The organism is Streptomyces sp. ICC1 (assembly GCF_003287935.1).
Taxonomy (GTDB): domain Bacteria; phylum Actinomycetota; class Actinomycetes; order Streptomycetales; family Streptomycetaceae; genus Streptomyces; species Streptomyces tritrimontium.
This window is the reverse complement of the sequence record NZ_CP030287.1, coordinates 3,901,716-3,924,394: the sequence shown is the minus strand read 5'-3', so window position 1 is coordinate 3,924,394 and position 22,679 is coordinate 3,901,716. Positions and strand designations below refer to the sequence as shown.

General features: G+C 71.4%; 21 protein-coding genes, 1 rRNA gene, 1 pseudogene and 1 riboswitch. Of the genes and pseudogenes, 12 read left to right on the top strand and 11 right to left on the bottom strand.

The window, feature by feature from the left end; genetic code table 11:
* Positions 1–137: 137 nt before the first annotated feature.
* A pseudogene (locus DRB96_RS18490) lies at positions 138–776 on the bottom strand (HAD family hydrolase); the annotation flags it as partial.
* Positions 777–1,053: 277 nt separating this feature from the next.
* On the opposite strand from DRB96_RS18490, the gene DRB96_RS18485 reads away from it, so the two are divergent.
* Both DRB96_RS18485 and DRB96_RS18480 read left to right on the top strand, forming a co-directional pair.
* Positions 1,054–1,380, top strand: coding sequence for a GYD domain-containing protein (locus DRB96_RS18485; RefSeq protein ID WP_112453532.1), 327 nt, complete (start codon positions 1,054–1,056; stop codon positions 1,378–1,380).
* 55 nt (positions 1,381–1,435) lie between these two features.
* A complete protein-coding gene (locus tag DRB96_RS18480; RefSeq protein WP_112449461.1) occupies positions 1,436–1,771 on the top strand; it encodes a hypothetical protein in 336 nt (111 codons plus the stop codon).
* Between the two features lie 117 nt (positions 1,772–1,888).
* Here the strand turns inward: DRB96_RS18480 and rrf are convergent.
* From rrf to glgX, 3 genes are all read right to left on the bottom strand, one after another.
* Positions 1,889–2,006, bottom strand: a 5S ribosomal RNA gene (gene rrf, locus DRB96_RS18475).
* A gap of 251 nt (positions 2,007–2,257) precedes the next feature.
* Positions 2,258–2,980 carry a CDP-alcohol phosphatidyltransferase family protein gene (locus tag DRB96_RS18470; RefSeq protein WP_112453531.1) on the bottom strand — a complete coding sequence of 241 codons (723 nt, stop codon included), beginning with the start codon at positions 2,978–2,980 and terminating at the stop codon, positions 2,258–2,260.
* Positions 2,981–3,068: 88 nt separating this feature from the next.
* Positions 3,069–5,264 carry a glycogen debranching protein GlgX gene (glgX, locus tag DRB96_RS18465; protein WP_239516843.1) on the bottom strand — a complete coding sequence of 732 codons (2,196 nt, stop codon included), beginning with the start codon at positions 5,262–5,264 and terminating at the stop codon, positions 3,069–3,071.
* 386 nt (positions 5,265–5,650) lie between these two features.
* On the opposite strand from glgX, the gene DRB96_RS18460 reads away from it, so the two are divergent.
* The 8 genes from DRB96_RS18460 (at position 5,651) to DRB96_RS18425 (ending at position 15,541) form a co-directional block, all read left to right on the top strand.
* Positions 5,651–6,847, top strand: coding sequence for an Ig-like domain-containing protein (locus tag DRB96_RS18460; protein WP_239516302.1), 1,197 nt, complete (start codon positions 5,651–5,653; stop codon positions 6,845–6,847).
* Between the two features lie 155 nt (positions 6,848–7,002).
* The gene (locus tag DRB96_RS18455) at positions 7,003–9,180 is read left to right on the top strand and encodes a choice-of-anchor A family protein (RefSeq protein ID WP_112449460.1); all 2,178 of its coding nucleotides are present in this window, start codon (positions 7,003–7,005) and stop codon (positions 9,178–9,180) included.
* Positions 9,181–9,323: 143 nt separating this feature from the next.
* The gene (locus DRB96_RS18450; RefSeq protein ID WP_112449459.1) at positions 9,324–10,052 is read left to right on the top strand and encodes a L,D-transpeptidase family protein; all 729 of its coding nucleotides are present in this window, start codon (positions 9,324–9,326) and stop codon (positions 10,050–10,052) included.
* Between the two features lie 133 nt (positions 10,053–10,185).
* Positions 10,186–11,406, top strand: a complete 1,221-nt coding sequence (locus DRB96_RS18445; protein ID WP_239516844.1) for an Ig-like domain-containing protein — start codon at positions 10,186–10,188, stop codon at positions 11,404–11,406.
* 86 nt (positions 11,407–11,492) lie between these two features.
* Positions 11,493–12,260 carry an enoyl-CoA hydratase-related protein gene (locus DRB96_RS18440; protein WP_112449457.1) on the top strand — a complete coding sequence of 256 codons (768 nt, stop codon included), beginning with the start codon at positions 11,493–11,495 and terminating at the stop codon, positions 12,258–12,260.
* A gap of 401 nt (positions 12,261–12,661) precedes the next feature.
* The gene (locus DRB96_RS18435) at positions 12,662–13,165 is read left to right on the top strand and encodes an ATP-binding protein (RefSeq protein ID WP_112449456.1); all 504 of its coding nucleotides are present in this window, start codon (positions 12,662–12,664) and stop codon (positions 13,163–13,165) included.
* A 391-nt stretch (positions 13,166–13,556) separates the two neighbouring features.
* On the top strand, positions 13,557–14,357 hold the full coding sequence (locus tag DRB96_RS18430; RefSeq protein ID WP_112449455.1) for a polysaccharide deacetylase family protein: 801 nt from the start codon (positions 13,557–13,559) through the stop codon (positions 14,355–14,357).
* Positions 14,354–15,541 carry a YncE family protein gene (locus tag DRB96_RS18425; protein WP_112449454.1) on the top strand — a complete coding sequence of 396 codons (1,188 nt, stop codon included), beginning with the start codon at positions 14,354–14,356 and terminating at the stop codon, positions 15,539–15,541. The genes DRB96_RS18430 and DRB96_RS18425 overlap by 4 nt, the downstream gene beginning before the upstream one ends.
* 73 nt (positions 15,542–15,614) lie before the next feature.
* On the opposite strand, the gene DRB96_RS18420 is transcribed toward DRB96_RS18425, so the two are convergent.
* Both DRB96_RS18420 and DRB96_RS18415 read right to left on the bottom strand, forming a co-directional pair.
* The gene (locus DRB96_RS18420; RefSeq protein ID WP_112449453.1) at positions 15,615–16,853 is read right to left on the bottom strand and encodes a cytochrome P450; all 1,239 of its coding nucleotides are present in this window, start codon (positions 16,851–16,853) and stop codon (positions 15,615–15,617) included.
* Positions 16,834–17,589 (bottom strand): tRNA-dependent cyclodipeptide synthase, encoded by a 756-nt coding sequence (locus DRB96_RS18415; protein WP_112449452.1) that lies wholly within the window; start codon positions 17,587–17,589, stop codon positions 16,834–16,836. Before DRB96_RS18415 ends, DRB96_RS18420 begins: the two co-directional genes overlap by 20 nt.
* Positions 17,590–17,843: 254 nt before the next feature.
* Here DRB96_RS18415 and DRB96_RS18410 point away from each other — a divergent pair, with 254 nt between their 5' ends.
* Entirely contained in the window at positions 17,844–18,056 is a 213-nt protein-coding gene (locus tag DRB96_RS18410) for an EF-hand domain-containing protein (protein WP_112449451.1), read from the top strand.
* Positions 18,057–18,101: 45 nt separating this feature from the next.
* Here the strand turns inward: DRB96_RS18410 and DRB96_RS18405 are convergent, their stop codons facing one another.
* From DRB96_RS18405 to DRB96_RS18385, 5 genes are all read right to left on the bottom strand, one after another.
* Positions 18,102–18,650, bottom strand: a complete 549-nt coding sequence (locus DRB96_RS18405) for a PadR family transcriptional regulator (protein ID WP_112449450.1) — start codon at positions 18,648–18,650, stop codon at positions 18,102–18,104.
* Between the two features lie 96 nt (positions 18,651–18,746).
* Complete coding sequence (locus DRB96_RS18400) at positions 18,747–19,580, bottom strand: ATP-binding cassette domain-containing protein (protein WP_239516303.1); 834 nt, start codon at positions 19,578–19,580, stop codon at positions 18,747–18,749.
* Positions 19,577–20,326 carry a cobalt ECF transporter T component CbiQ gene (gene cbiQ, locus DRB96_RS18395; RefSeq protein WP_112449449.1) on the bottom strand — a complete coding sequence of 250 codons (750 nt, stop codon included), beginning with the start codon at positions 20,324–20,326 and terminating at the stop codon, positions 19,577–19,579. Before cbiQ ends, DRB96_RS18400 begins: the two co-directional genes overlap by 4 nt.
* 4 nt (positions 20,327–20,330) lie before the next feature.
* Positions 20,331–20,684 carry an energy-coupling factor ABC transporter substrate-binding protein gene (locus DRB96_RS18390; protein WP_112449448.1) on the bottom strand — a complete coding sequence of 118 codons (354 nt, stop codon included), beginning with the start codon at positions 20,682–20,684 and terminating at the stop codon, positions 20,331–20,333.
* A gap of 8 nt (positions 20,685–20,692) precedes the next feature.
* Entirely contained in the window at positions 20,693–21,388 is a 696-nt protein-coding gene (locus DRB96_RS18385) for an energy-coupling factor ABC transporter permease (RefSeq protein WP_112449447.1), read from the bottom strand.
* A gap of 28 nt (positions 21,389–21,416) precedes the next feature.
* Positions 21,417–21,611: riboswitch (cobalamin riboswitch) on the bottom strand.
* A gap of 321 nt (positions 21,612–21,932) precedes the next feature.
* Between DRB96_RS18385 and DRB96_RS18380 the strand changes: the two genes are divergently transcribed.
* Positions 21,933–22,664, top strand: coding sequence for a flavodoxin family protein (locus DRB96_RS18380; RefSeq protein ID WP_112453527.1), 732 nt, complete (start codon positions 21,933–21,935; stop codon positions 22,662–22,664).
* The last annotated feature ends 15 nt before the right edge of the window (positions 22,665–22,679 follow it).

Here is a 22,679-nt window from a genome sequence, read left to right as displayed (position 1 = left end):
TAGGCGCCGCTCCTACCGGTGGGTAGAGCGATCACGTATCGATCTGGTCAGTGACTGAAACCGCCCTGACCGCCGGCGTAGCCGCCCTGGTACCCGCCCCCCTGGCTCTCGTGGCCGCTCTCGTGGCCCTGCAGGCCGAGCAGCCCGAGCAGCTGTCCCATGTCGCCGAAGTACCCGGTGGCGCCGGGCAGCCGCTCGGCGGGGACCATCGCCGTGTACCCGAACACGGCCATGCCCGCGGCGAGGGCGGCCTGGACGCCCAGTGGGCTGTCCTCGACGACCACGCACCGGGCGGGGGCCACGCCCATCTGGTCGGCGGCGTGCAGGAACAGGTCCGGGGCCGGCTTGCCCTTGCCGACGTCGTCCGAGCTGAAGATCCACTCCTCCTCGAACCACTCGTCGAGCCCGGCCGCCCGGTGGCCGACCCGGATCCGCTCGTGGCTCCCGGAGGACGCGAGGCAGTACGCCGTGCCGGTCTCGACCAGCGCCGCCAGCACCCCCTCCACACCGGGCACGGGCTTGAGCTCCCGCTCGAAGGCCGCGAAGGTGCGGGCGTGCAGCGTCGTGTCGAAGTCCCCCGGCAGCGACTGCCCGGTCCGCTCCAGCACGAGGTCGTGCACCCGGTGCACGGCGGCCCCCATGTAGTCGCGGAGCGACTCCTCGTACGAGGTCGGGTGCCCCAGCTCGGTCAGGTACCCGGCGAGGATGCTGTTGGCGAGCGGCTCACTGTCCACCAGCACGCCGTCGTTGTCGAAGATGACGAGGTCGTAGCCCATGCGACAACCCTACGAGCCGTCAGTGCAAATCCGTCCGGACCCCATGCCGGGCATCCGCAGGACATCGAAAGATCCTGAGCTCCCCACCGCGCCCTGTTTCCCGAGGAGCCCGTCACCCATTGCGGTGCGGAACCGACATCACCCGGACCGCCTCGCCGAATCCCCGACCACGCCGCGCGAACCCCGGTCCAGCGGGCGTTCGGGGGATACACGGGCCGGATCCGGCGCGTTTTCCGCCCCGCCGGGGCATCCCTTGGTGGAACGAAAGGGAGACATGATGCCGCTCTATCTATCGAGCTTCAGCTACACACCGGAGACTTGGGCGAGGATGATCGCCCACCCCGAAGACCGTTCAAAGGCTGCTCAGTCGTACATCGAGTCCGTTGGCGGGAAGCTCCACGGCTTCTGGTACGCCTTCGGCACGCACGACGGCTACAACCTGTGGGAGGCTCCCGACAACGTGTCCATGGCCGCGGTCGCGCTGGCGATCGGCGGAGGCGGCGCGCTCAGCTCGTTCGAGACGACAGTCCTCCTGACCGTCGAAGAAACCATGGATGCCCTGTGCAAAGCCGAACGAGTCCAGTACCGGGCGCCGGGCACATAGCGATCCGGGGCGATGCTCTGACCGGCTTCCTGGTCGAGCGCACCGAGGTGGCGGCATGACCGAGCGCCTCAACCTCGGCAGTCACGTGGTCGAGGTGGAACTGCAGATCGATCAGGTCACCATCGTGAGCTCGGCCGAGGTCACCGCCACCGTACGCTGCATGCTCGGGCCGGTTCGCTGCGGTGCCCGCTTCGACCGGATCCGCGACTCGGCAGAAGCCATCGACCTGGAACTGATGCAGATCCTCGCCTACTTCGGACGCCCGGTCCGGGAACTCGACCCCGTCCACACCGCACTCGTGACCCTCCGGGGCACAGGGATCCAACTCCTGACGTCGGCCACCCCGCGCTTCGGCTGGCAGACCATCCGAGGGACCAACCCACCGCCATGACCAGGCGCTCGACGGGGTCACCCGCCGGCCGGTACGGGGGTGGCGATGTGGCCGTAAACGCAGAAAAGCCCCGCACCGAACCCCAAAGGGCTGGTGCGGGGCTTTCCCACAATGATTGTTCGGCGGCGTCCTACTCTCCCACAGGGTCCCCCCTGCAGTACCATCGGCGCTGAAAGGCTTAGCTTCCGGGTTCGGAATGTAAACCGGGCGTTTCCCTAACGCTATGACCACCGAAACACTATGAAGTTAACCAACCGGATATGAACACAGTTCGTTACTTCAGAACTAACACAGTGGACGCGAGCAACTGAGGACAAGCCCTCGGCCTATTAGTACCAGTCAGCTCCACCCGTTACCGGGCTTCCACATCTGGCCTATCAACCCAGTCGTCTACTGGGAGCCTTGCCCGCCCCCGTGCGGCGCCGGACGTCCCCCCGCACCACCGGTCGGTGCGGCGCACCGCCGGTCAGCGTGCTGCCGCGCCGCTCAGCGTGCTGCCGCGCTGAGCTCCCGGTACCACTTCGCGAGGAACGCCAGCAGGAACAGCGCGGCGATGACGCCCATCCCGGCGTACGCCCAGCGGAACAGCCCCGCGCCGCCGAGCACCAGGAACACCATGCAGAAGACCCCGTAGTCCACGGGGAGCAGCGCCACCGCCCGCAGCGCCGACGGCTCGGCGGCGGGGCCGCCCGGGGCGGCCTTCGGCTTGAGCTTCTCGGTCAGCAGGCCTCCGAAGAAGGTCACGACGGAGGCGAACTGGAAGGCCAGCGGCACCAGCAGCCAGCCGTCCCGGCCCGTCCCGTACTCCTCGGGGAAGCGGTAGAAGGCGATCAGCACGCAGGAGTGCAGCGAGGTGAGCTTGGCGGCGTCCACGACGTGGTCCAGCCACTCGCCCGCCGCGCTGCCGCCGCCGCGCAGCCGGGCAAGCTGCCCGTCGGCGGAGTCGAACGCGAAGCCGACGGCGAGCGCCGCCCACACCGCGGCCCCCAGCCCCCACGAGGGAGCGGCCAGCGCGACGGCGGCCGCGCCGGCGAAGCTCAGGGCGGCGCTGATCAGGGTCACCTGGTTCGGGGTGAGCCCGAGCGCGTACGACCCGGCGGCCAGCAGCCGCCCCACGGGCCGGTTGACGTACCGCGAATAGAGGGACACCCCCTTCGCCGGCTTCTGCGCCCCGCGCAGCTCCCGCAGAGCGGTTCCCACACTCGCCATCGACACAACCCCTCGAACATCCGTCATGCGCTTGTGCGTACGAAGGGCACATCATCGCAGGACGTCCGAGACCTCCGGCCCGGGCCCCTCAGCCCACGACCTTCAGCAGCAGCACCGCGCGGGCCGGGACCGTCAGGGCCTCGCCCCCGCGGTGACGGGTGGCCGGGGCCCGCGCCTGGTCCTCCCGGGAGGTGTCCAGGACCAGCTCGTAGGAGGCCGCCCACGGCGCCCCCGGAAGCGACCACTCCACCGGCCCGTCCCCGGAGTGCAGCAGCGCCAGGAAGCTGTCGTCCGTCACCTGCCGCCCCCGCTCGTCCCGGCCCGGGATGTCCCGCCCCGACAGGTACAGCCCCACCGCGGCTGCCGGGGCGTACCAGTCCCGCTCGGTCATCTCCGCCCCCGCCGGGGTGAACCAGGCCAGGTCCCGCAGCCCGTCCGCCGCCTGCGAGCTCCCCGAGAAGAAGGCCCGCCGCCGCAGCACCGGATGGCTCCGGCGCAGCGTCAGCAGCCGCCGGGCCAGCGCCAGCAGCTCCTGCCAGGACGGATCCTCCAGCAGCGACCAGTCCACCCAGCTCGTCTCGTTGTCCTGGCAGTACGCGTTGTTGTTGCCGCCCTGCGTCCGGCCGAACTCGTCGCCCGCCACCAGCATCGGCACGCCGGTCGACAGCAGCAGCGTGGTCAGCATGTTGCGCAGCTGGCGCCGGCGCAGCGCCGCGATCCGCGGGTCCGCGCCCTCGGGCGGCTCGCCCTCGACCCCGCAGTTCCACGACCGGTTGTCGTTGGTCCCGTCCCGGCCGGCCTCGCCGTTCTCCTCGTTGTGCTTGGACTCGTAGGAGACCAGGTCGCGCAGGGTGAACCCGTCGTGCGCGGTGATGAAGTTGACCGAGGCGTACGGCCGCCGCCCGCCCCACGCGTACAGGTCGCTGGAGCCCGACAGCCGGTACCCGAGGTCCCGTACGTCGGGCAGCGCGCCCCGCCAGAAGTCCCGCACGGAGTCCCGGTAGCGGTCGTTCCACTCGGTCCACAGCGGCGGGAAGGCCCCGACCTGGTAGCCGCCCGAGCCCACGTCCCAGGGCTCGGCGATCAGCTTCACCCGCCGCAGCACCGGGTCCTGGGCGATCACCGCGAGGAACGGCGACAGCATGTCCACGTCGTGCATCGAGCGGGCCAGCGCCGCCGCCAGGTCGAAGCGGAAACCGTCCACCCCCATCTCCGTCACCCAGTACCGCAGCGAGTCGGTGATCAGGCGCAGCACGTGCGGGCGCCCGGCGTGCAGGGTGTTCCCGCAGCCCGTGTAGTCCGCGTACCGGCGCTGGTCCGACTGGAGCCGGTAGTACGCGCGGTTGTCGATCCCGCGCAGCGACAGCGTCGGGCCCAGCTCGCCGGCCTCCGCCGTGTGGTTGTAGACCACGTCGAGGATGACCTCGATCCCGGCCGCGTGCAGCGCCTTGACCATCCGCTTGAACTCGCCGACCTGCTGGCCGGCCGTACCGCTCGACGAGTAGGCCGCGTGCGGGGCGAAGTAGCCGATCGAGTTGTAGCCCCAGTAGTTGCGCAGGCCCCGGCGCAGCAGGTGGTCCTCGTGGGCGAACTGATGGACCGGCAGCAGTTCCACCGCCGTCACCCCCAGCCCGGTCAGGTGCTCGATCGCCGCCGGGTGCGCGAGGCCCGCGTACGTGCCGCGCAGGTGCTCGGGGATGCCCGGATGGCGCATCGTGAAGCCGCGCACGTGCAGTTCGTAGATGACCGAGTCGGCCCACGGGGTCTTCGGCCGGACGTCGTCCGCCCAGTCGTCGTCATCGTGGACCACCACCCCCTTGGGGACGTGCGGCGCCGAGTCGCGGTCGTCGCGCACGGTGTCCGCGATGTACTGCTGCGGCCAGTCGCGGACGTGCCCGTACACCTCCGGCGGCAGGGTGAACTCCCCGTCCACGGCCCGCGCGTACGGGTCCAGGAGCAGCTTCGCCGGGTTGTAGCGGGCCCCCGTCCAGGGGTCCCAGCGCCCGTGCACCCGAAATCCGTACCGCTGGCCGGGGCGCACGCCCGGCAGGAACCCGTGCCAGATCTCGTGGGTCAGCTCCGTCAGGGTGCACCGGGTCTCGGTCCCGTCCGCGGCGAAGAGGCACACCTCCACCCCCTCCGCGCCCTGTGCCCACAGCGCGAAGTTGGTCCCGAACGTGCCGTCCGGACCCTGGTGGAACCGGGCGCCCAGGGGATGCGAGGACCCGGGCCACACCGGTGGTCCCGGACGGGTCCGCGCCCGTACGGCATGGCTTCTGAGCAGCCCGGCGACCTGGCCGCCGAGCTGTGCGTCCAGCTGCGCGTCCCCCGGCGCGCCCGGTCGTCCGTTCCCGTCCGGGTGCCCGACCGGGCACCCGTCGGCGGGCGGCAGCGGGGCGGCCGGCCGGCCGCTCCGCACCTCGCCCGCCAGGGCTTCCACCGTCTCTTGCTCGGCTGCGCTCGACACTGCCCGCCTCCACGGCTCTCGGTACCGGCAGGGGTGGGAAAGTGCGGCCCCGGCGTCCCGGCCCGGGCCCGCCCCCGTCTGGTCCTTCCCACTGTTCTGCCCGGACTGTTCTGCCTGGAACTCGAGCCGCGCCCACGTTTCCCCCGGAGGGGCCCGGTCGTTGGTGGAACGTGACTCTTCTGACGAGGCGGGCAGGGGCGGGCTTGGCGGCCGTGGCGGCATGGGCGGGCCTCCTCGGAGGCCTGTCCGGATGCACCGGTGACGGCGGCTCCCCGATCGAGATCCAGCTGCCCGGCAAGCCCCGGTCACCGGACGAGGCGATCCGGATCACCCCGGACGACAACGCCAAGGGCGTGCCGGCCGAGGGTCCTTTGACGATCACCGTGCCCGAGGGCCGCCTCGAACGCGTCGTGGTCACCAAGGTGGAGGACGCCCAGGAGGCGGAGGTCCCCGGGGCCATCGCCGTCGACGGGCTCAGCTGGAGCCCCGACCCGGCCGCCGGGCGGCTCGCGCTCGCGGCCAAGTACACCGTCGACGCGGTCGCGCTCGACGGGCACAACCGCCGCCAGGCCCGGCACACCACCTTCACCACCTATGTTCCCGAGGAGCGCTTCATCGGCTACTTCAAGCCGGAGAACCGCTCCACCGTCGGCACCGGAATGATCATCTCCTTCGGCTTCAACCGGTCGATCGAACGCCGCGCCGATGTGGAGCGGGCCATCACCATCACCTCCGACCCGGCCGTGGAGGTGGCGGGCCACTGGTTCGGCGACGAGCGCCTCGATTTCCGGCCCAAGGCGTACTGGAAGCCCGGCACCGAGGTCACCGTCAAGATGAGCCTGCGGGACGTGGAGGGCGCGCCCGGCTCGTACGGCATCCAGGACAAGACCCTTCGCTTCACCGTCGGCCGCTCCCAGATCTCCACCGTCGACGCGGCCGCGCACACCATGGAGGTCCGGCGCGACGGCGAGCTGCTGTCCACCGTCCCGATCACCGCCGGGGCACCGAAGAACACCACGTACAACGGCAAGATGGTGGTGATGGAGCTCTTCGACGTCACCCGGATGAACGGGCAGACCGTCGGGTTCGGCGGCGAGTACGACATCCCCGACGTCCCGCACGCCATGCGCCTGACCCGCTCCGGGACCTTCCTGCACGGCAACTACTGGGCCAGCCCCGACACCTTCGGCTCCACCAACGCCAGCCACGGCTGCATCGGGCTGCGCGACAACAAGGGCGGCGGCTCGGACACCCCGGCCGGCTGGTTCTTCGACCGGACCCTGGTCGGGGACGTGGTCGAGGTCGTGAACTCGCAGGACAAGACGGTGGCTCCGGACAACGGGCTGGGCGGCTGGAACATGTCCTGGCCCGCGTGGGTCGCCGGCTCCGCCGTCGGCTGACGAGCCGTCGGCCGGTCGGCCGGTCGAGCAGTCGAGTGATTGTCATACCGGTTTGACGTAGTGCGGGAGTGTCGCTTCGTCCGCCGCGCCGAAACCCGGCCCCAGCCTGTACGGGCAGCAGTGCGGGCAGGTCGGAAGGCAACGGACGGAGCGGCATGTCAGCAAGGAAGTGGACCCTCGGGCCCTTGGGTCTCGCCCTGGGGGCCGTACTGGCCGCAGGTGCCCCCGCGGCCCTGGCGGCGCCGCCCGCCCCGGGCGGCGGCGGGCAGCCGCAGGCCCGGCAGGCCGCGGCCCTGCGGGCCCCGCTGCCGGGCGGACTCGGCCCCTGCATCGGGTCCCTGTGCCCCGACCCGTTCCCGGCGATCGAGGTCGACACCGAGGCCAACGGCTACGACGAGGCCGTCAACATCTTCGTCGGCGCCGACTTCCTGGTCCGCGAGCGCGCCGCCGAGGCCGAGGGCAAGGTCGTCGTCCTCGGCAGCTTCGACCAGAACAAGAACCTGGCGACGGGGGTCGGGGCCGGGTACAACATCGGCATCGTCGGCGCGGGCTCCCTCGTGCGGCCCCCGGCCGGCTCGGACTTCCTCACCACGGGCCGCGACGTGAACATCGCGGTCGGCCAGCGGCTGATCTCCGACGGCGGCGTGGTCCGCCACGCGGGCTCCGCCCCCGGTCCCGGCACCGTCACCGGCCCCCTGGTGGCCGACCTGAACGCGGCCGCCCCGTACGCCGCCCTGCGCGACGAGCTCACCTCCGCCAGCCGCTGCTACGCCCGGGTCGACGGGGCGCCGCGCACGGCGACGGGCACCGTCGTCAACCGGGACGGCACCACCGTCTTCACCGGGGACGGCACGTCCGAGCTCCAGGTCTTCAACGTGGAATTCGACATGGTCGGCCCGACCCGCGGCGCCATCGGCATCCGCTTCGACCGGATCCCCGCCGAGGCCACCGTCCTGGTCAACGTCCTGGGCGCCAGCCGTACGCTCAACACCTACAGCGGCACCATCAACGACATCGGGCCCTCCGCCGACCCGTGGAACGGCTACCGCACCCGGCTCCTGTGGAACTTCCCGGACGCCACGGCGGTCAACCTGACGGGCAGCGGCCAGTTCCAGGGCAGTGTGCTCGTCGGCGAGCAGACCTCGCGCACCGTCCTCACCCTGCCCGGCACCAACGGCCGCTTCTTCACCACCGGCGAGCTCGTCCACACCAGCGGCACGGGCGGCGGCCAGGAACTGCACGCCTACCCCTTCAACGGCAGCCTGCCGGACTGCGGTGGCGACGTCCCGGCCACGGGTGCGGTCTCCGTCCTCAAGCAGGACGGCGCGGACGCGCCGCTGGCCGGAGCCACGTACGAGCTGTGGCAGGAGACGAACGGCACCGACGGAGCCCAGGTCACCGACACCGACGGCGACACCAAGATCGCCGACTGCGTGACCCCGGCGAGCGGCATCTGCACCCGCACCGTCCCGTTCGGCACGTACTACTGGCGCGAGACGAAGGCGCCGGACGGATACGAGCTCGCCCCCAGCCCCGTCGCCGAGCTGACGCTGACCGCGCAGAACGCCACCGCCGGCGTACGCGTCCGCATGAGCAACGAGAGGATCCCCGAGATCGCCCGGGTGCTGCTGCGCAAGTCCGACGAGGACGGCGGGGCGCCGCTGCCCGGCGCGGTCTTCGAGCTGTGGCGCGAGGCCAACGGCACCACGGGCCTGCAGCCCGGCGGAGAGCGGCCCGACGAGAGGCGCCCCGAGACCTGCACGACGAACGCGCAGGGCAGCTGCACGGTCGGGCTCCCGGCGGGGGAGCGGTACTACTGGCGGGAGACGCAGGCGCCGGCCGGCTACGACCTGCCCGCGAACCCGGTCACCCCGTTCGACCTCGGGGCCGGTGACGTGCAGACGGGCGTCGTCGTCGACGTCACCAACGCCAAGCGCGTGGAGCCCGACCACTCCGGGACGATCAAGGTCCTGAAGAAGGACGCGAAGACCAAGCGCCCGCTGCGCGGAGCCGTCTTCGAGGTGTGGCGGGAGACCAACGACACCAGGGGCCTCCAGACGCGCGGCATCAACCCCGACCGCAAGGTGTCGGCGGGCTGCGCGACCGACCGGACCGGGGTCTGCGAGTTCCCGAGGCTGCCGGAGGGCTGGTACTACGTGGTCGAGACGGCCGTCCCCGAGGGCTACGTCCTCCCGCCGAACCGGGTCACCGGTCCGCTCCACCTGGACGCGACGACCCCGGACCACCGCCTGGTGGTCACCCTGCAGAACAAGCGCGACGACCACGGCAAGGGCAAGGGCAAGGGCCCGAAGCCGCGTCCGACCGCCGGCTGACGACCGGCTGACCACCGCCCGACCGGTCACCGCGGCCGGCCGGGTGGGCGTGCGACCCGGCCGGCGCACCCGGCGCGCCGGGTGCGGCCCGGTCCGGTTGGCTCGGCTCCGACGGCCCGCTCGGCGGGCGCGAGGAGGCCCGCATGACCACAGGCGACGCGGCAGGCGCGATAGGCAGGGCGGCCGCCACGGCCGCGATCCTCGCGGCGTCGGCCCTGGCCCTGACCCCACCCGCCGCCGCCGCCGCAGCCGACGACAACGGCGGCGGCGCGGCGGCGGCGTGCACCGCCGGGACCGGCCCCTACCAGCGGGAGTTGGAGGGCCACCTGCGGCGCCCGGCCGACGGCGTCCAGGACGCCGCGGACTGCGAGGCGGTCCGGGGGTTCCAGCGGGCGAACGGGATCCGGCCGGCCGACGGGTACGCCGGACTGGTCACCTACCGGACGATGGTCGCCGTCGCCGCCCGCACCGACCCCAACGCGGCCGGCGCCTGCCCCGTCCGCCCGCACCGGGTGACCTGCGTGGACATGGAGCGGCAACTGCTCTGGGTGCAGCGCGACGAGCGGATCGTCTTCCCGCCGGTGCCCGTCCGCACCGGCCGCGACGACGAGGAGACCCGCCCCGGCTGGCACGAGGTCTACTGGCGCAGCAAGGACCACAAGTCCACGCTCTACGACGACGCCCCCATGCCCTACGCCCAGTTCTTCGACGAGGGCCAAGCCCTGCACGGCCGCCCCGGCGACCTGTACGCCCACGGCGGCTCCGCCGGCTGCGTCAACCTTTCCGTCCCCGACGCCGAACGCCTCTGGAACCTGCTCACCGAGGGGGACGCGGTCTACGTCTGGGGCACCAAGCCCGGCACCGAGGACTGATGCCCGGCGTGTCCCGGCTCTTGGGACGGAACGGTGACACGCCCGTACCTTTCCGTGATCCCCCCGTGTGATTTCCTGGCAGTAAGCGCGCGACTGCCCGCGCGCGGGGGACATGGGGAGAACAAGAGTGAACCTGCAGCCGATACGCGGCCGCGTCCGCACCGGCCTGCCGGCCCTCCTGCTGGGCGCGGCCCTGCTGCTGACGAGCGCGTGCAGCGGCGGAGGCAGCGGCGGCGGCGCCGGCGGGAGCGGCGGCGCGGACGGTGGTGGCGGTACGACCGGTACCGAGGCGTCCAAGGCCGTCGTGAGCGTCAAGCCGGACGACGGTGCCAAGGAGGTCGCCACCAGCGGCGTCCTGAAGATATCGAGCACCGGCGGCAAGCTCAGCACCGTGACCGTCGCCGACACCAAGGGCAACGCGGTCGAGGGCAAGATGGCCGAGGACGGCGCGAGCTGGGAGCCCGCCCGCAACCTCGCCTCCGCGACCGAGTACAAGGTGCACGCGGTGGCCAAGGACGAGGCCGGCCGCGAGTCCGCCAAGGACACCACCTTCACCACCCTCACCCCGGTGAACACCTTCATCGGCCACTACACGCCCGAGGACGGCTCGACCGTCGGCGTGGGCATGCCGGTGTCGATCAACTTCACCCGCGGCATCACCAACCCCGAGGCCGTCGAGAAGGCCATCACGGTCACGGCCGAGCCGGCCGTGCCGATCGAGGGCCACTGGTTCGGCAACGACCGCCTCGACTTCCGCCCCGAGAAGTACTGGGCCGCGGGCACCACGGTCACCCTGAAGCTCGCGCTCGACGGGGTCGAGGGCCGCCCGGGGGTCTACGGCAAGCAGACCCGTACGGTCACCTTCAAGGTCGGACGCTCCCAGGTCACCACGGTCGACGCGGCCGAGCACGAGATGCAGGTCGTCCGCGACGGCGCGGTGGTCAAGAACATCCCGATCACCGCGGGCGCCCCCGCGAACACCACGTACAACGGCCAGATGGTCATCAGCGAGAAGTACAAGGTGACCCGGATGAACGGCGCCACCGTCGGCTTCGGCGGCGAGTACGACATCTCCGACGTCCCGCACGCGATGCGACTGACGACCTCGGGCACCTTCGTCCACGGCAACTACTGGGCCTCGTCCGGCACTTTCGGCTCGGAGAACGTCAGCCACGGCTGCGTGGGCCTGAAGGACGTCCGCGGCGCCGGTGACGGCAGTCAGCCCGCCGCCTGGTTCTTCGACGAGTCGATCATCGGCGACGTGGTCATCGTGAAGAACTCCAAGGACAAGACGGTGGCCCCCGACAACGGCCTCAACGGCTGGAACATGGACTGGGCGGACTGGATCAAGTAGCCCCGTCCCGTACGCGGTCGAGTGGCCCGGTGCTGTGACCCACAGCACCGGGCCACTCACGGTTAACGGGGGCTAACCTTCCCCGTATGACCATCTCTCTCGAAGTCTCCGAAGGCGTCGGCGTCATCCGGCTGGACCGGCCGCCCATGAACGCCCTGGACATCGCCACCCAGGACCGGCTGCGCGAGCTCGCCGTGGAGGCGACCGACCGGGCCGACGTCCGCGCGGTCGTCATCTACGGCGGCGAGAAGGTGTTCGCGGCGGGCGCGGACATCAAGGAGATGCAGACGATGGACCACGCGGCCATGGTCGCCCGGTCCCGCGGACTGCAGGACGCCTTCACCGCCGTGGCCCGGATCCCCAAGCCCGTGGTCGCGGCCGTCACCGGCTACGCCCTGGGCGGCGGCTGCGAGCTGGCGCTGTGCGCGGACTACCGGATCGCCGGCGACAACGCGAAGCTCGGCCAGCCCGAGATCCTGCTCGGCCTGATCCCGGGCGCGGGCGGCACCCAGCGGCTCTCCCGGCTGATCGGCCCCTCGAAGGCCAAGGACCTCATCTTCACCGGCCGCATGGTCAAGGCCGACGAGGCGCTCGCCCTGGGCCTCGTGGACCGCGTCGTGCCGGCCGCCGAGGTGTACGAGCAGGCGCACGCCTGGGCCGCCAAGCTCGCGCAGGGTCCGGCCCTCGCGCTGCGCGCCGCGAAGGAGTGCGTGGACGCGGGCCTGGAGGCCGACATCGACACGGGACTGACCATCGAACGGGGCTGGTTCGCGGGCCTGTTCGCCACCGAGGACCGTGAGCGCGGGATGCGCAGCTTCGTCGAAGAGGGGCCCGGCAAGGCCAAGTTCCTCTAGTGCTGTGACCGGAAAGGCTCACCGGGTCGCGGCGCCCGGCACGGCACCTCGCCGCGTTGTCGGACCACGGCGGTACGTCCAGTACGAGCCGTGGCCCTCCGCCTTGCGAGGCACCGCACCGGACACCGCGACCCGGCAAACCTTCCCGGCCACAGCACTAGCGCGGGGGCCCGTCCTTCTTGCGGGTGGATTAGCCAGGCCTTAAGGGAGCCTTAAGGTGAAAAGCTGATCCACTCAGGGTGATCACTGCCTTGCGGTACGTCACCGCAGGTCAAGGGGGCGTAGCGGGCTTCCGGTTGCCATGCGCATATGCCGGAACGCCTCCCTGGAATCCATGATTCCGGGGGGTGTTTTCCTGCGGAACGGCCCGGACGGCCGCACCGGCCGTCCATGATGGGTGCATGGCGGGTCTGGAGGGTGTGGAACAGCCGCGGCAGCGCAGCAGCGCTTCCGCCGTACGGCTCACGGCGGCCCTGGAGGACGAACAGGGCCTCAAGGCGCTGGAGTTGTACGGGAACCCGGCCGAGGCGGAAGTGACACTGCCGTCCATGCCCGAGTCGGCGAGCACCGCCCGCCGGCTCACCCAGTGCGTGGTGGTGCGCCTGTGGGGCCTCTCCCCGCAGATCGCCGAGCACGCCGTACTGCTGGTCTCGGAGCTCGTGGGCAACGCCGTCCGGCACACCGGGGCCCGGTCCTTCGGGTTACGGATGCTCCGGCGCCGGGGCTGGATCCGCATCGAGGTGCGCGACCCCTCGCGCGGGCTGCCCTGTCTGATGCCGGTGCACGAGCTGGACACCACGGGCCGGGGGCTGTTCCTCGTCGACAAGCTCTCGGACCGCTGGGGGGCGGACCTGCTGCCGCGCGGCAAGATCACCTGGTTCGAGATGCGCGTGGCCGACCGCTGAGGCGTGGCCGACCGCCGAAACGCAGAAACCCCCTGTCGCCGTTGGTGGGGCGCTGCGGGGGTTTCATGGGTGTGCCGAGGATCGAAGGGGGTGTGATCCTCGGCAGTGGGACTTCGCTCGGGTCAACGGGAAGCCGTGATTCCGACTATGGCAGACGAGGGACCAAATGCCAAAAGTCCCAAGTTGGACATAAGTGTGCATATCCTAAGAGTTTCCACCTAAATCCTAGGTGAGTTGGCCCACTGGCCTCGTAATCATTGAATAAGTATCCACCGCTCTGAGTGAATCGTTGATCACATAGCGGACAGGGCCCCTGTCGGGCAGGTCCCGTCGAAGGTCCTGAATTGGGTCAATCATTACCTACAGGGGCATCCACCCCTTAAATGGGCAGGTGCTCTGCTACCCGGACCGCCGATCCGCCCTCCGCGCCGGCGCGGCGGTCGCCGTCGGCGCCCTCACCGCCGCCTGCGGCAAGGACGCCCGTACCGCCCCCGCGTCCGCCGCCGCGTCCGCGCCCCCCGCGAAGGCCGCGCCGGACCGGGCGGCTGCCGCGGCCAAGGCGGCCCCCGCCCCGCGCCGGTTCGCCGGGCAGCCCGTCGAGATCGGGCACGGTCCGCGCGGCCGGCCGCAGGTCGCGCTCACCTTCCACGGCAACGGCGACCCCGCCGTCGCCAAGGCGGTCCTCGCGGAGGCGGAGCGCGCGGGCGCGCGGGTCACCGTACTGGCCATCGGCGCCTGGCTCGACGCCCACCCGGACATGGCCCGCCGGATCCTGGACGGCGGCCACGAGCTCGGCAACCACACCCAGCGCCACCTCGCGATCAACACCATGCCCGAAGCGCAGGCGTACGCCGAGATCACCGGCTGCGCCGACCGGCTCAAGCGGCTGACCGGGTCGATCGGCACCTGGTTCCGGCCGTCCCAGACCCAGTACGCCACCCCGCTCGTCCGAAAGCTGGCCCAGCGGGCCGGATATCCCCACGTCCTGTCCTACGACGTGGACTCCCTCGACTTCACCTCGCCCGGTGCCGCGGCCGTCATCCGCACCGTCACCGGGACGATCCAAGGCGGATCGGTGGTGAGCCTGCACTTCGGCTACGCGGACACGGTCGACGCGATGCCGCCCCTCCTCGAAGAACTCGCGCGCCGCGAACTGCGCGCGGTGACCACCACGGAGCTGCTGACCCCATGACGACCACCCGCCTTCCCCGGAAGGCCACCGTGCTGCTGGCCGGTCTGGTCCTCGCCGCCCTGACCGGCTGCGGGAACGCCGACAAGGGACCCGCCGAGGCGCTCGGCTCGAAGGGGCCCGCCCTGCCCGCCAAGGTCGTACCGGCCGCGCCGCCGGGCCTGGCCGGCATGCCGCCGCTCCTCGATCCCCACGACGTGTACGCGGCCGACCGGCCGAACAAGCTCTCCCCGGTGGTCAAGGACTTCCCGTCCCGCGTCTACGTGCCGAACACCAACTCCAACACGGTGTCCGTCATCGACCCGGTCACGTACAAGGTCATCGACACCATCCCGGTCGGCGTCCAGCCCCAGCACGTGGTCCCCTCCTGGGACATGAAGACCCTCTGGGTCAACAACAACCGCGGCCACACGCTCACCCCGATCAACCCGGCCACCGGCGAGGCGGGCAAGCCCGTCGAGGTGCACGACCCGTACAACCTGTACTTCACGCCCAACGGCAAGTACGCGATCGTCATGGCCTCGATGGACAAGGAACTGGTCTTCCGCGACCCGCACACGATGGACCGCGTGAAAACCGTCCCGGTGACCTGTTTCGGCGTCAATCACGCGGACTTCTCCGCCGACGGCCGCTACTTCATCGTGAGCTGCGAGTTCTCCGGTGAACTGCTCAAGGTCGACACCGAGAAGATGGAGGTCGTCGGCCAGCAGAAACTGCCGTTCGAGGGCGCGATGCCGCAGGACGTCAAGGTTTCGCCGGACGGGAAGACCTTCTACGTCGCGGACATGATGGCGCACGGCATGTGGGTGCTCGGCGGCGACAAGTTCGAGACCCCCAAGCTGCTGCCCACCGGAAAGGGCTGCCACGGCCTGTACGTCAGCCGCGACTCCAAGGAGATGTACGTCTCCAACCGGGGCGAAGGGTCCGTGTCCGTCTTCGACTTCACCCAGAACAAGCTGACCAAGAAGTGGGAGCTGCCCGACGGCGGCAGCCCCGACATGGGCGGCGTGTCCGCCGACGGCAAGGTGCTGTGGCTGTCGGGACGCTACAACTCCGAGGTCTACGCGATCGACACCACCAGCGGCAAGCAGCTCGCCCGGATCCCGGTGGGCGGCGGCCCGCACGGCCTCGCCGTGTACCCGCAGCCCGGCCGCTACTCGCTCGGCCACACCGGCATCTTCCGGTAGGCGCGAAGGCGCGAAGGCGCGAAAGTGCCCCGGGAACTCGCACAGCTCCCGGGGCACGCTCGTGCGCTCGCCGTCACCAGGCGACGGGGAGCCGTTCGGGGAGGCGCTTGATGAAGCCGGTCCGCCAGACCAGGTTCTCCGCCGGCACCGCGAGGCGCAGTCCGGGCAGCCGCTCGACCAGCACCTCCAGCGCGATCTCGGCGTGGGCCCGGCCCAGCGCGGAAGCCGGGCAGAAGTGCCGGCCGGCGCCGAACGCCAGATGGGGTCGGGGGCTCTCGCGCTCCAGGTCCAGCTCGTCCGGGCGCTCGAAGGCCGCCGGGTCGAAGTTGGCGCCCTCCAGCAGGACCAGGACGAGTTCGCCCTCCTTGACCAGCACGTCGCCGACCTGGACGTCCGCCATCGCGATGCGCGGCAGGCCGTCGCCGACGGACAGGTTCCAGCGCAGCAGTTCGTCCACGGCCTTGCCCATGCGCTCCGGGTGCTCGCGCAGGTACCCGATGAGCTCGGGCTTCTGCAGCAGCGCCAGGACCGCGAGGGTCAGGAAGGCGGAGGTGGACACCGCGCCGGCCCCGAAGAGGGAGACGGCGACGGTGGCGAACATGTCGTCGGTCAGGTGCGCCGACTCCGGGTCCGCCTCCTTCAGCTCGGCGAACCGGCCGAGGAGCCCCGTACGCTCCTCGGCCGGCAGCGCCAGCTGCGCCTTCAGCTGCTCCTCGAAGTAGCCGACGTCCTTGTACCAGTTGAGCGCCGAGTCGGCGAACGGTTCGCGCGCGGTCATGAACGCGACGTCCAGCCCCGACATCAGCCGCCGCCGGTCCTCGAACGGCACCCCCAGCACCTGGCAGTGCACGGCCGCCGAGAAGGGGTCGGAGAACCCCGCCCGCAGGTCCGCCGGCCCGCCCTCGGCCACGAGCCCGTCGACGAGCTCGCCGGCCATCGCGCGCAGCCGGTCCCGCAGGCCCTTCTGGCGCGGGTTGAGCGCCTTCATGACCGCGTCGCGCAGTCCGGCGCTGTTGATGTTGCCCATGTTGTTGACGACCTCGGGCGGGATCGTCAGGGCGTACTGGCGGGGGACGCCGGCGTTCGCCGTGTCCTTGAGGCTGAAGCGCTCGTCCTCCAGCACCTGCGTGGCCAGCGCGTAACTGCTCACCAGCCAGGCCGGGTCCCCGGTGAGGGTCCGGACCCGGGCGACCGGCGCCTTCTCGCGCAGCCAGGTGCACTCCTCGGGGAGCACGTCACCGCGCCGCGAGAGCGGGAAGTCGAGGAGGGCGCCACCGGTCCGCCCGGTGCCCTCAAGCTGCTCGACGCCCATCGACGGTCCCTTCGGTGTGGTTCGGGTCGCTCCGCGCGAGGTCGGCCGACTCGGGCCTTACGACGGCATACGCCTGGTTCCTGGTCGCGCGCAGTCCCCCACCGCGCGCGAAGAGGACATCGGTCATCGGCATCTTGACGTGGTAGGCCGCCACCGAGGACGGCACGTCGAGAATGCTCGGGGTGTCCACGAAGAACGGCAGCTCGGCCGCGATGTAATCGAAACATGCCTGCAACTGCGCGTCGGTGATGGATTCACCTTCCGGCAACTTGGAGCCGACAAAATGCAGGGCCATTTCCTCGCAGCCCTTGCGGAATTCGTCGTCGGTCGCCAGGAAATGGAGCACGCGCCTGTGCAGAAGTTGGTAGACGGGGTTCGACTGGAACTCGGAAAGTGCCCTCACACGGATCTCGGCATGGGGACGGCCTGATTCCTCCACGCCCTTGAGGATCCGTCGCCGGACGGCCTTTATTTCCTTCGTCGCACGCTTCTCCGCGTGTTCCCGCGTGTAGCCGAACGCGGCGAACATCCGGTCGACGTGGAGGTCCGCGTAGACGAAGTCGACCTGCGCGAAGCGGGTCGTCGCCCATCGGGCGAGGCTCGTGATGCGCTCGGAGCTGAAGTAGCTGTTCCCGGGGCTCACTCCGATGAGCACATGGTCGCCGTCTTCCCAGATATGGCGGCAGGTACGAGTGAAGGGCAGAACTTCGAATGATGCGTCAGCTGTGATCGTCACCTGTGTGATCGCCCTTGTTGCCGCTTGTCCCTGGGGGCCCTGCGCTCCCGGTGTGGCGGCAATGTCGCTACGTTATGCCGTGGTCCCGAAGCGTGACAAGTGGAGGCCTGAATTGGTGGCTGGAATTATCGCTTCCGCGCTACGGAAGGGTAATTGAATTTCTATCTGCCGCTCGAACGGGACCCGGGGCGTGGGGGGCGTCGGCATGCCGCTACCCTGAGCCGGTCAACAAGCACCAAGAAGGGGTGGACCCAGTGGCGGACATCGAGAGCGCACGGACGACGTTCGGCAAGTTCGACGTGAACGGTGACGGCTTCGTGACGGCCGACGAGTTCCGTTCGGCGATGGCGGCGATGGGCGACCCGTTCGTCACCGGACCGGTCGCGGAGGCCGTGATCGCCTCCAAGGACGCGAACTCCGACGGCCTGCTGAGCTTCGACGAGTTCTGGGCCTCGCTGAACAAGTAAGCCCCGCACAGCCCCCGGGTCGGCGCGCCGGGCCGGGGGAGCACGTCAGGCCTGCGGCCCGGCCGTGCCCTCCACCTCGGCGAGGGCCTCCTCCAGCCAGCGCAGCCAGAAGGTCTCCAGACCGGTTCCCGCGTGGAGCACGACCCGCCGCAACCGGTCCTCCTCGGCGTCCCGGCCGGCCGGGAAGTCCTTCTCCTCGATGGACTCGTACACGGCCAACTGGGCCCGGTGCAGCTCCAGATGGCGCCGCAGCTCCGCGGCCAGGCCCTGCGGCCCGACCACCGCGGCCGCCCGGATCCGCAGCAGCAGGGGATCGCGCACCGGCTTCGGGTCCTGGCTCTGCGCGACCCACCGGGCCAGCTCCCCGCTCCCGGCGGGCAGCACCTCGTACTGCTTCTTCTGCCCCCGCACGGGCACCTCGCTGGGCAGCGCCCGGATCAGCCCGGCGTCCTCCAGCCGGCCGAGCTCCCGGTAGATCTGCTGGTGCGTCGCGGACCAGAAGTACCCGATCGACTTGTCGAACCGCCGGGTCAGCTCCAGCCCCGACGAGGGCTTCTCGAGCAGGGCGGTGAGGATGGCGTGCGGCAGCGACATGCGGCCATCCTAGGTTTGCGGGAGCTCCAGGACCGCGATCCCGGGTCGCCGCCGCTGCCGCTCCGGTGCACCCGGCGCCCCTGGCGGCGAACCTGTCTACCGCCAGGCGGCCAGCGCCTGCGGATCGCGGGGCCCGGGAGCATCCGCGGCAAGCAGGCCGTGCGCGCGCAGGACGGCCGTCACCGCCGGGGACCAGGCCGGGCGCAGGCCCGCCGAGGCGAGCAGCGAGGGGTCCGACAGGAGGGTCCCGGCCGGGCCGAAGCGGATGCCCGACGGGGTCAGGACCGCCGCGTCGTCGGCCCAGCGGACCGCCAGGTCCACATCGTGGGTGGCCATGACCACCGTCGTGCCGGAGGCCTGGAGCCCCGCGAGGACGGCCAGCAGCCGCTCCTGGCCGTCCGGGTCGAGGCCGGCCGTCGGCTCGTCCAGGATCAGCACGCGCGGCGCCATCGCCACCGCCCCCGCGATCGCCGCGCGCTTGCGCTGGCCGTAGGACAGCAGGTGGGTGGGGCGGTCCCGGAGCGCGGTGATGTCCAGGGCGGCCAGCGCCGCGTCCACCCGGGCGCGGACCTCCGGCGCGGGCAGCCCCAGGTTCATCGGGCCGAAGGACACGTCCTGTTCGACCGAGGCCGCGAAGAGCTGGTCGTCCGGGTCCTGCACCACCAGCTGGACGGACGTGCGCAGCCGGGTCAGGCCGGCGCGGCCGTACGAGACGTCCGCGCCGTCGAGCCGCAGCGCGCCCGTGCCGGGCCGCAGGCCCCCGCTCAGCAGGCGCATCAGCGTGGTCTTGCCGCTGCCGTTGCGGCCCAGCAGGACCAGCGCCCGGCCCGGCGCGATGGCGAAGTCCACGCTGGTCAGGACCGCCGGACCGTCCTCGTAGGCGTAGCCCGCGCCGGTCAGTTCCACCACCGGGTTCAGCGACGGGTTCACAGGTAGAGCCCCTTCAGGGTGAGGGTCAGGGTGGTCAGGCCCGCCAGCAGGGCGCCCGAGGCCGCGAGGAAGCGCCACGACAGGGCCGCCTCCGGTACGAGGACCCGCAGCGCGCCGTCGTAGCCGCGCCCGGCCAGCCCCGCCTGGAGCCTGGCCGCGCGGTCGAAGGCCCGTACGAAGGAGGTCGCGGCGAGCCCGGCCAGGGAGCGCCACACCGCCGCCCGGCCGGTGTGCCCGAGGCGGGCGGCCTGGGCCCGGCGGACCTGGGCCATGGAGTCGAGGAGCAGGAAGCCGATCCGGTACATGACCAGGGCCACGTCCACCACGGGGGCCGGCACCCCGGCCCGGACCAGCCGGGGGAGCACGTCGGAGACCGGCGTGGTGAAGGCGAACAGCAGCAGCCCGAGCGAGGCCGCCGAGGTCCGCAGGAGCAGTTCGGCGGCGTGCCGGGGGCCGTCGGGCGCCAGCGAGAGCGGCCCCGTCGGGCCGCCGACCGCGAAGAGCAGCGGCAGCGCCCCGGTGAAGCAGAAACCGAGGGGGATGCGGAAGGCCCGCCACAGCTGCCGCCCGGCCACCCCCGCCGGGCCGAGCAGTACGGCGAGGGTGGCGACGGCCACCAGCGGCCCGCCCGGCCAGGGCGGCAGGCACACGGCGGTGACCGTCAGCCCGATCCCGAGCAGGGCCTTCTCCAGCGGGTGCCGGCCGCGCCAGCGGCTGCTGTGCGCGGCCACGTCGATCGGCAGCACCCGCCTACGCCTCCGGGGCGGTGGCCGGAGCGGCGGCGGCAGCGGCGGCAGCGGGGGCGGCGGCCGCGCCCTGGCGGCGGCCCTTGCGGACACCGAAGTAGTACGCGAGCACGCCCGCGCCCAGCGCCGCCTGCAGGGCGAACAGCGCGGACTCGATCTCGCCCGAGGGGGGCTCGTAGAGCGGGGTGAACCAGGGCTCGTAGTCCGGCTTCAGCTCGGTGATCGCCGTCTCGGCCTGCGCGTCGGCGCCGGTGAAGGGCTCCTCCTTGTGGTCGCCCATCCCCAGCGCGACCGGGAGGACGGCCAGCGCCGCCACCAGGAGCAGCAGCAGGGCGTTGATCTTCGCGTTCTTGGACATGCCGCTCATCAGACCGCCGCCTTCTCTTCGCTGCGGGCGGACGTCAGCTTCGCGACACCCAGCCGGACCAGGTCCGACTTGCTCGCCTGCATCAGCAGCCGCATCACCAGGACGGTCAGCAGGCCCTCGCTCACGGCCAGCGGAATCTGCGTGACCGCGAAGATCCCGCCGAACTTCGCGAGCGCCCCGAGGAGTCCGGTGGCCGGGTCCGGGAAGGCCAGCGCGAGCTGCACGCTGGTGACGCAGTAGGTGACCAGGTCCGCGAAGAAGGCTCCGAAGAAGACGGTCACCATCAGCGGGAGGCCGAACTTCCGCAGCAGCCGGTAGACGGCGTAGCCCGCCCAGGGGCCCGCGACGGCCATCGAGAAGACGTTGGCGCCGAGGGTGGTGAGCCCGCCGTGGGCCAGCAGCAGGGCCTGGAAGAGCAGGGTGATCGTGCCGAGCACCGCCATGATCGGCGGCCGGAACAGGATCGCCCCGAGCCCCGTGCCGGTGGGGTGCGAGCAACTGCCCGTCACCGAGGGGATCTTCAGGGCGGACAGGACGAAAGTGAATGCTCCGGACGCGCCGAGCAGCAGCGTGCTCTCCGGGTTCGCCTTCACCTCGCGGGTGAGCGAGCGGACGCCGTGGACGACGAAGGGAGCGGACGCGGCGCCCCAGGCGACCGCGTGCAACGGGGGTAGGAACCCCTCGGCTATATGCATGAGTGGGGAGACCTCTCCAGCACCTCGTGGATGGACAACGCGCCCCGGCCGGTCTCCTGGCTCACGGGTTGCCGTCCTGGCTCCGCCTTCCCGGGCAGCACGGAACCTCCCGCGCAGCCCAGTGGCTTTCCCGCAGGAGTGGAGCCGGACTTCCCGATCACAGTGGCGAGGGCCGCACCGGTTTCACACCGGTTTCCCGAACACCAAGGCCCGCTGACCCTAGTCGGACGCGCGGACCGGTACCAACCCGCCCCGATCACACCCACGGGCGGCCGGATTCCGGTTGGCTGTCACTCCCCGTGTCCGTGCGGCTGCCGACTGCCTCAATGGCCTCGCGCGAAAAGGGAGTTCCGCCGGTCCGCGGCCGCCGGAGACCGGCTGCCCCGTGTCGCGCGCCGTTCCGCCCGTACGGCCTCGACGGCGACGGGCACCTCGGGCCGGCCGGCCCCGCGCTGCGCGGCGGTCCGCGCGGGCGGGCACCGGACGGGCACCGGACGGGTGCGGTCCGGTGGCGGCCGCGGCCGGCCGCGGCAAGGCTGGGCGGGTGGCCGACGACACCGATACCGCGAACGTCCCCGACTACTCCGGCCTGAGCGCCGTCTACGTCAACTGCACGCTCAAACGCTCGCCCGAGCCCAGCAACACCGAGGGCCTGATCGACAAGAGCCGCGCAGTGATGCACGCGGCGGGCGTCCGGACCTCGCTCATCCGGGCGGTCGACCACGACATCGCCACCGGCGTCTGGCCCGACATGACCGACCACGGCTGGGAGGGCGACCAGTGGCCGGTCCTCTACAGCCAGATCATGGACGCCGACATCCTCGTGCTGTGCGGCCCGATCTGGCTCGGGGACAACAGCTCGGTGATGAAGCAGGTCATCGAGCGGCTCTACGCCTGCTCCTCGATCCTCAACGAGCAGGGCCAGTACGCCTACTACGGGCGCGTCGGCGGAGCACTGATCACCGGCAACGAGGACGGCGTCAAACACTGCGCCATGAACATCCTGTACAGCCTCCAGCACCTGGGCTACGCGATCCCGCCGCAGGCCGACGCCGGCTGGATCGGCGAGGCCGGGCCCGGGCCCTCGTACCTGGACCCCGGTTCCGGCGGCCCCGAGAACGACTTCACCAACCGCAACACCGCCTTCATGAGCTGGAACCTGATGCACCTGGCGGCCCTGCTCAAGCGGTCCGGCGGGATGCCGGCGCACGGCAACCAGCGCTCCCTGTGGGACGCGGGCTGCCGCTTCGACTTCCCGAACCCCGAGCACAGATAGCGGCTCCCGCCCCCG

What these genes read in the sequence shown, in the direction of transcription:
- DRB96_RS18435 (WP_112449456.1), top strand. Translation starts at nt 12,662, where the DNA reads ATGGCGGGTCTGGAGGGTGTGGAACAGCCGCGGCAGCGCAGCAGCGCT.
- DRB96_RS18450 (WP_112449459.1), top strand. Translation starts at nt 9,324, where the DNA reads ATGACCACAGGCGACGCGGCAGGCGCGATAGGCAGGGCGGCCGCCACG.
- DRB96_RS18385 (WP_112449447.1), bottom strand. Translation starts at nt 21,388, where the DNA reads ATGCATATAGCCGAGGGGTTCCTACCCCCGTTGCACGCGGTCGCCTGG.
- DRB96_RS18420 (WP_112449453.1), bottom strand. Translation starts at nt 16,853, where the DNA reads ATGGGCGTCGAGCAGCTTGAGGGCACCGGGCGGACCGGTGGCGCCCTC.
- DRB96_RS18425 (WP_112449454.1), top strand. Translation starts at nt 14,354, where the DNA reads ATGACGACCACCCGCCTTCCCCGGAAGGCCACCGTGCTGCTGGCCGGT.
- DRB96_RS18455 (WP_112449460.1), top strand. Translation starts at nt 7,003, where the DNA reads ATGTCAGCAAGGAAGTGGACCCTCGGGCCCTTGGGTCTCGCCCTGGGG.
- DRB96_RS18480 (WP_112449461.1), top strand. Translation starts at nt 1,436, where the DNA reads ATGACCGAGCGCCTCAACCTCGGCAGTCACGTGGTCGAGGTGGAACTG.
- DRB96_RS18440 (WP_112449457.1), top strand. Translation starts at nt 11,493, where the DNA reads ATGACCATCTCTCTCGAAGTCTCCGAAGGCGTCGGCGTCATCCGGCTG.
- DRB96_RS18390 (WP_112449448.1), bottom strand. Translation starts at nt 20,684, where the DNA reads ATGTCCAAGAACGCGAAGATCAACGCCCTGCTGCTGCTCCTGGTGGCG.
- DRB96_RS18470 (WP_112453531.1), bottom strand. Translation starts at nt 2,980, where the DNA reads ATGGCGAGTGTGGGAACCGCTCTGCGGGAGCTGCGCGGGGCGCAGAAG.
- DRB96_RS18485 (WP_112453532.1), top strand. Translation starts at nt 1,054, where the DNA reads ATGCCGCTCTATCTATCGAGCTTCAGCTACACACCGGAGACTTGGGCG.
- DRB96_RS18405 (WP_112449450.1), bottom strand. Translation starts at nt 18,650, where the DNA reads ATGTCGCTGCCGCACGCCATCCTCACCGCCCTGCTCGAGAAGCCCTCG.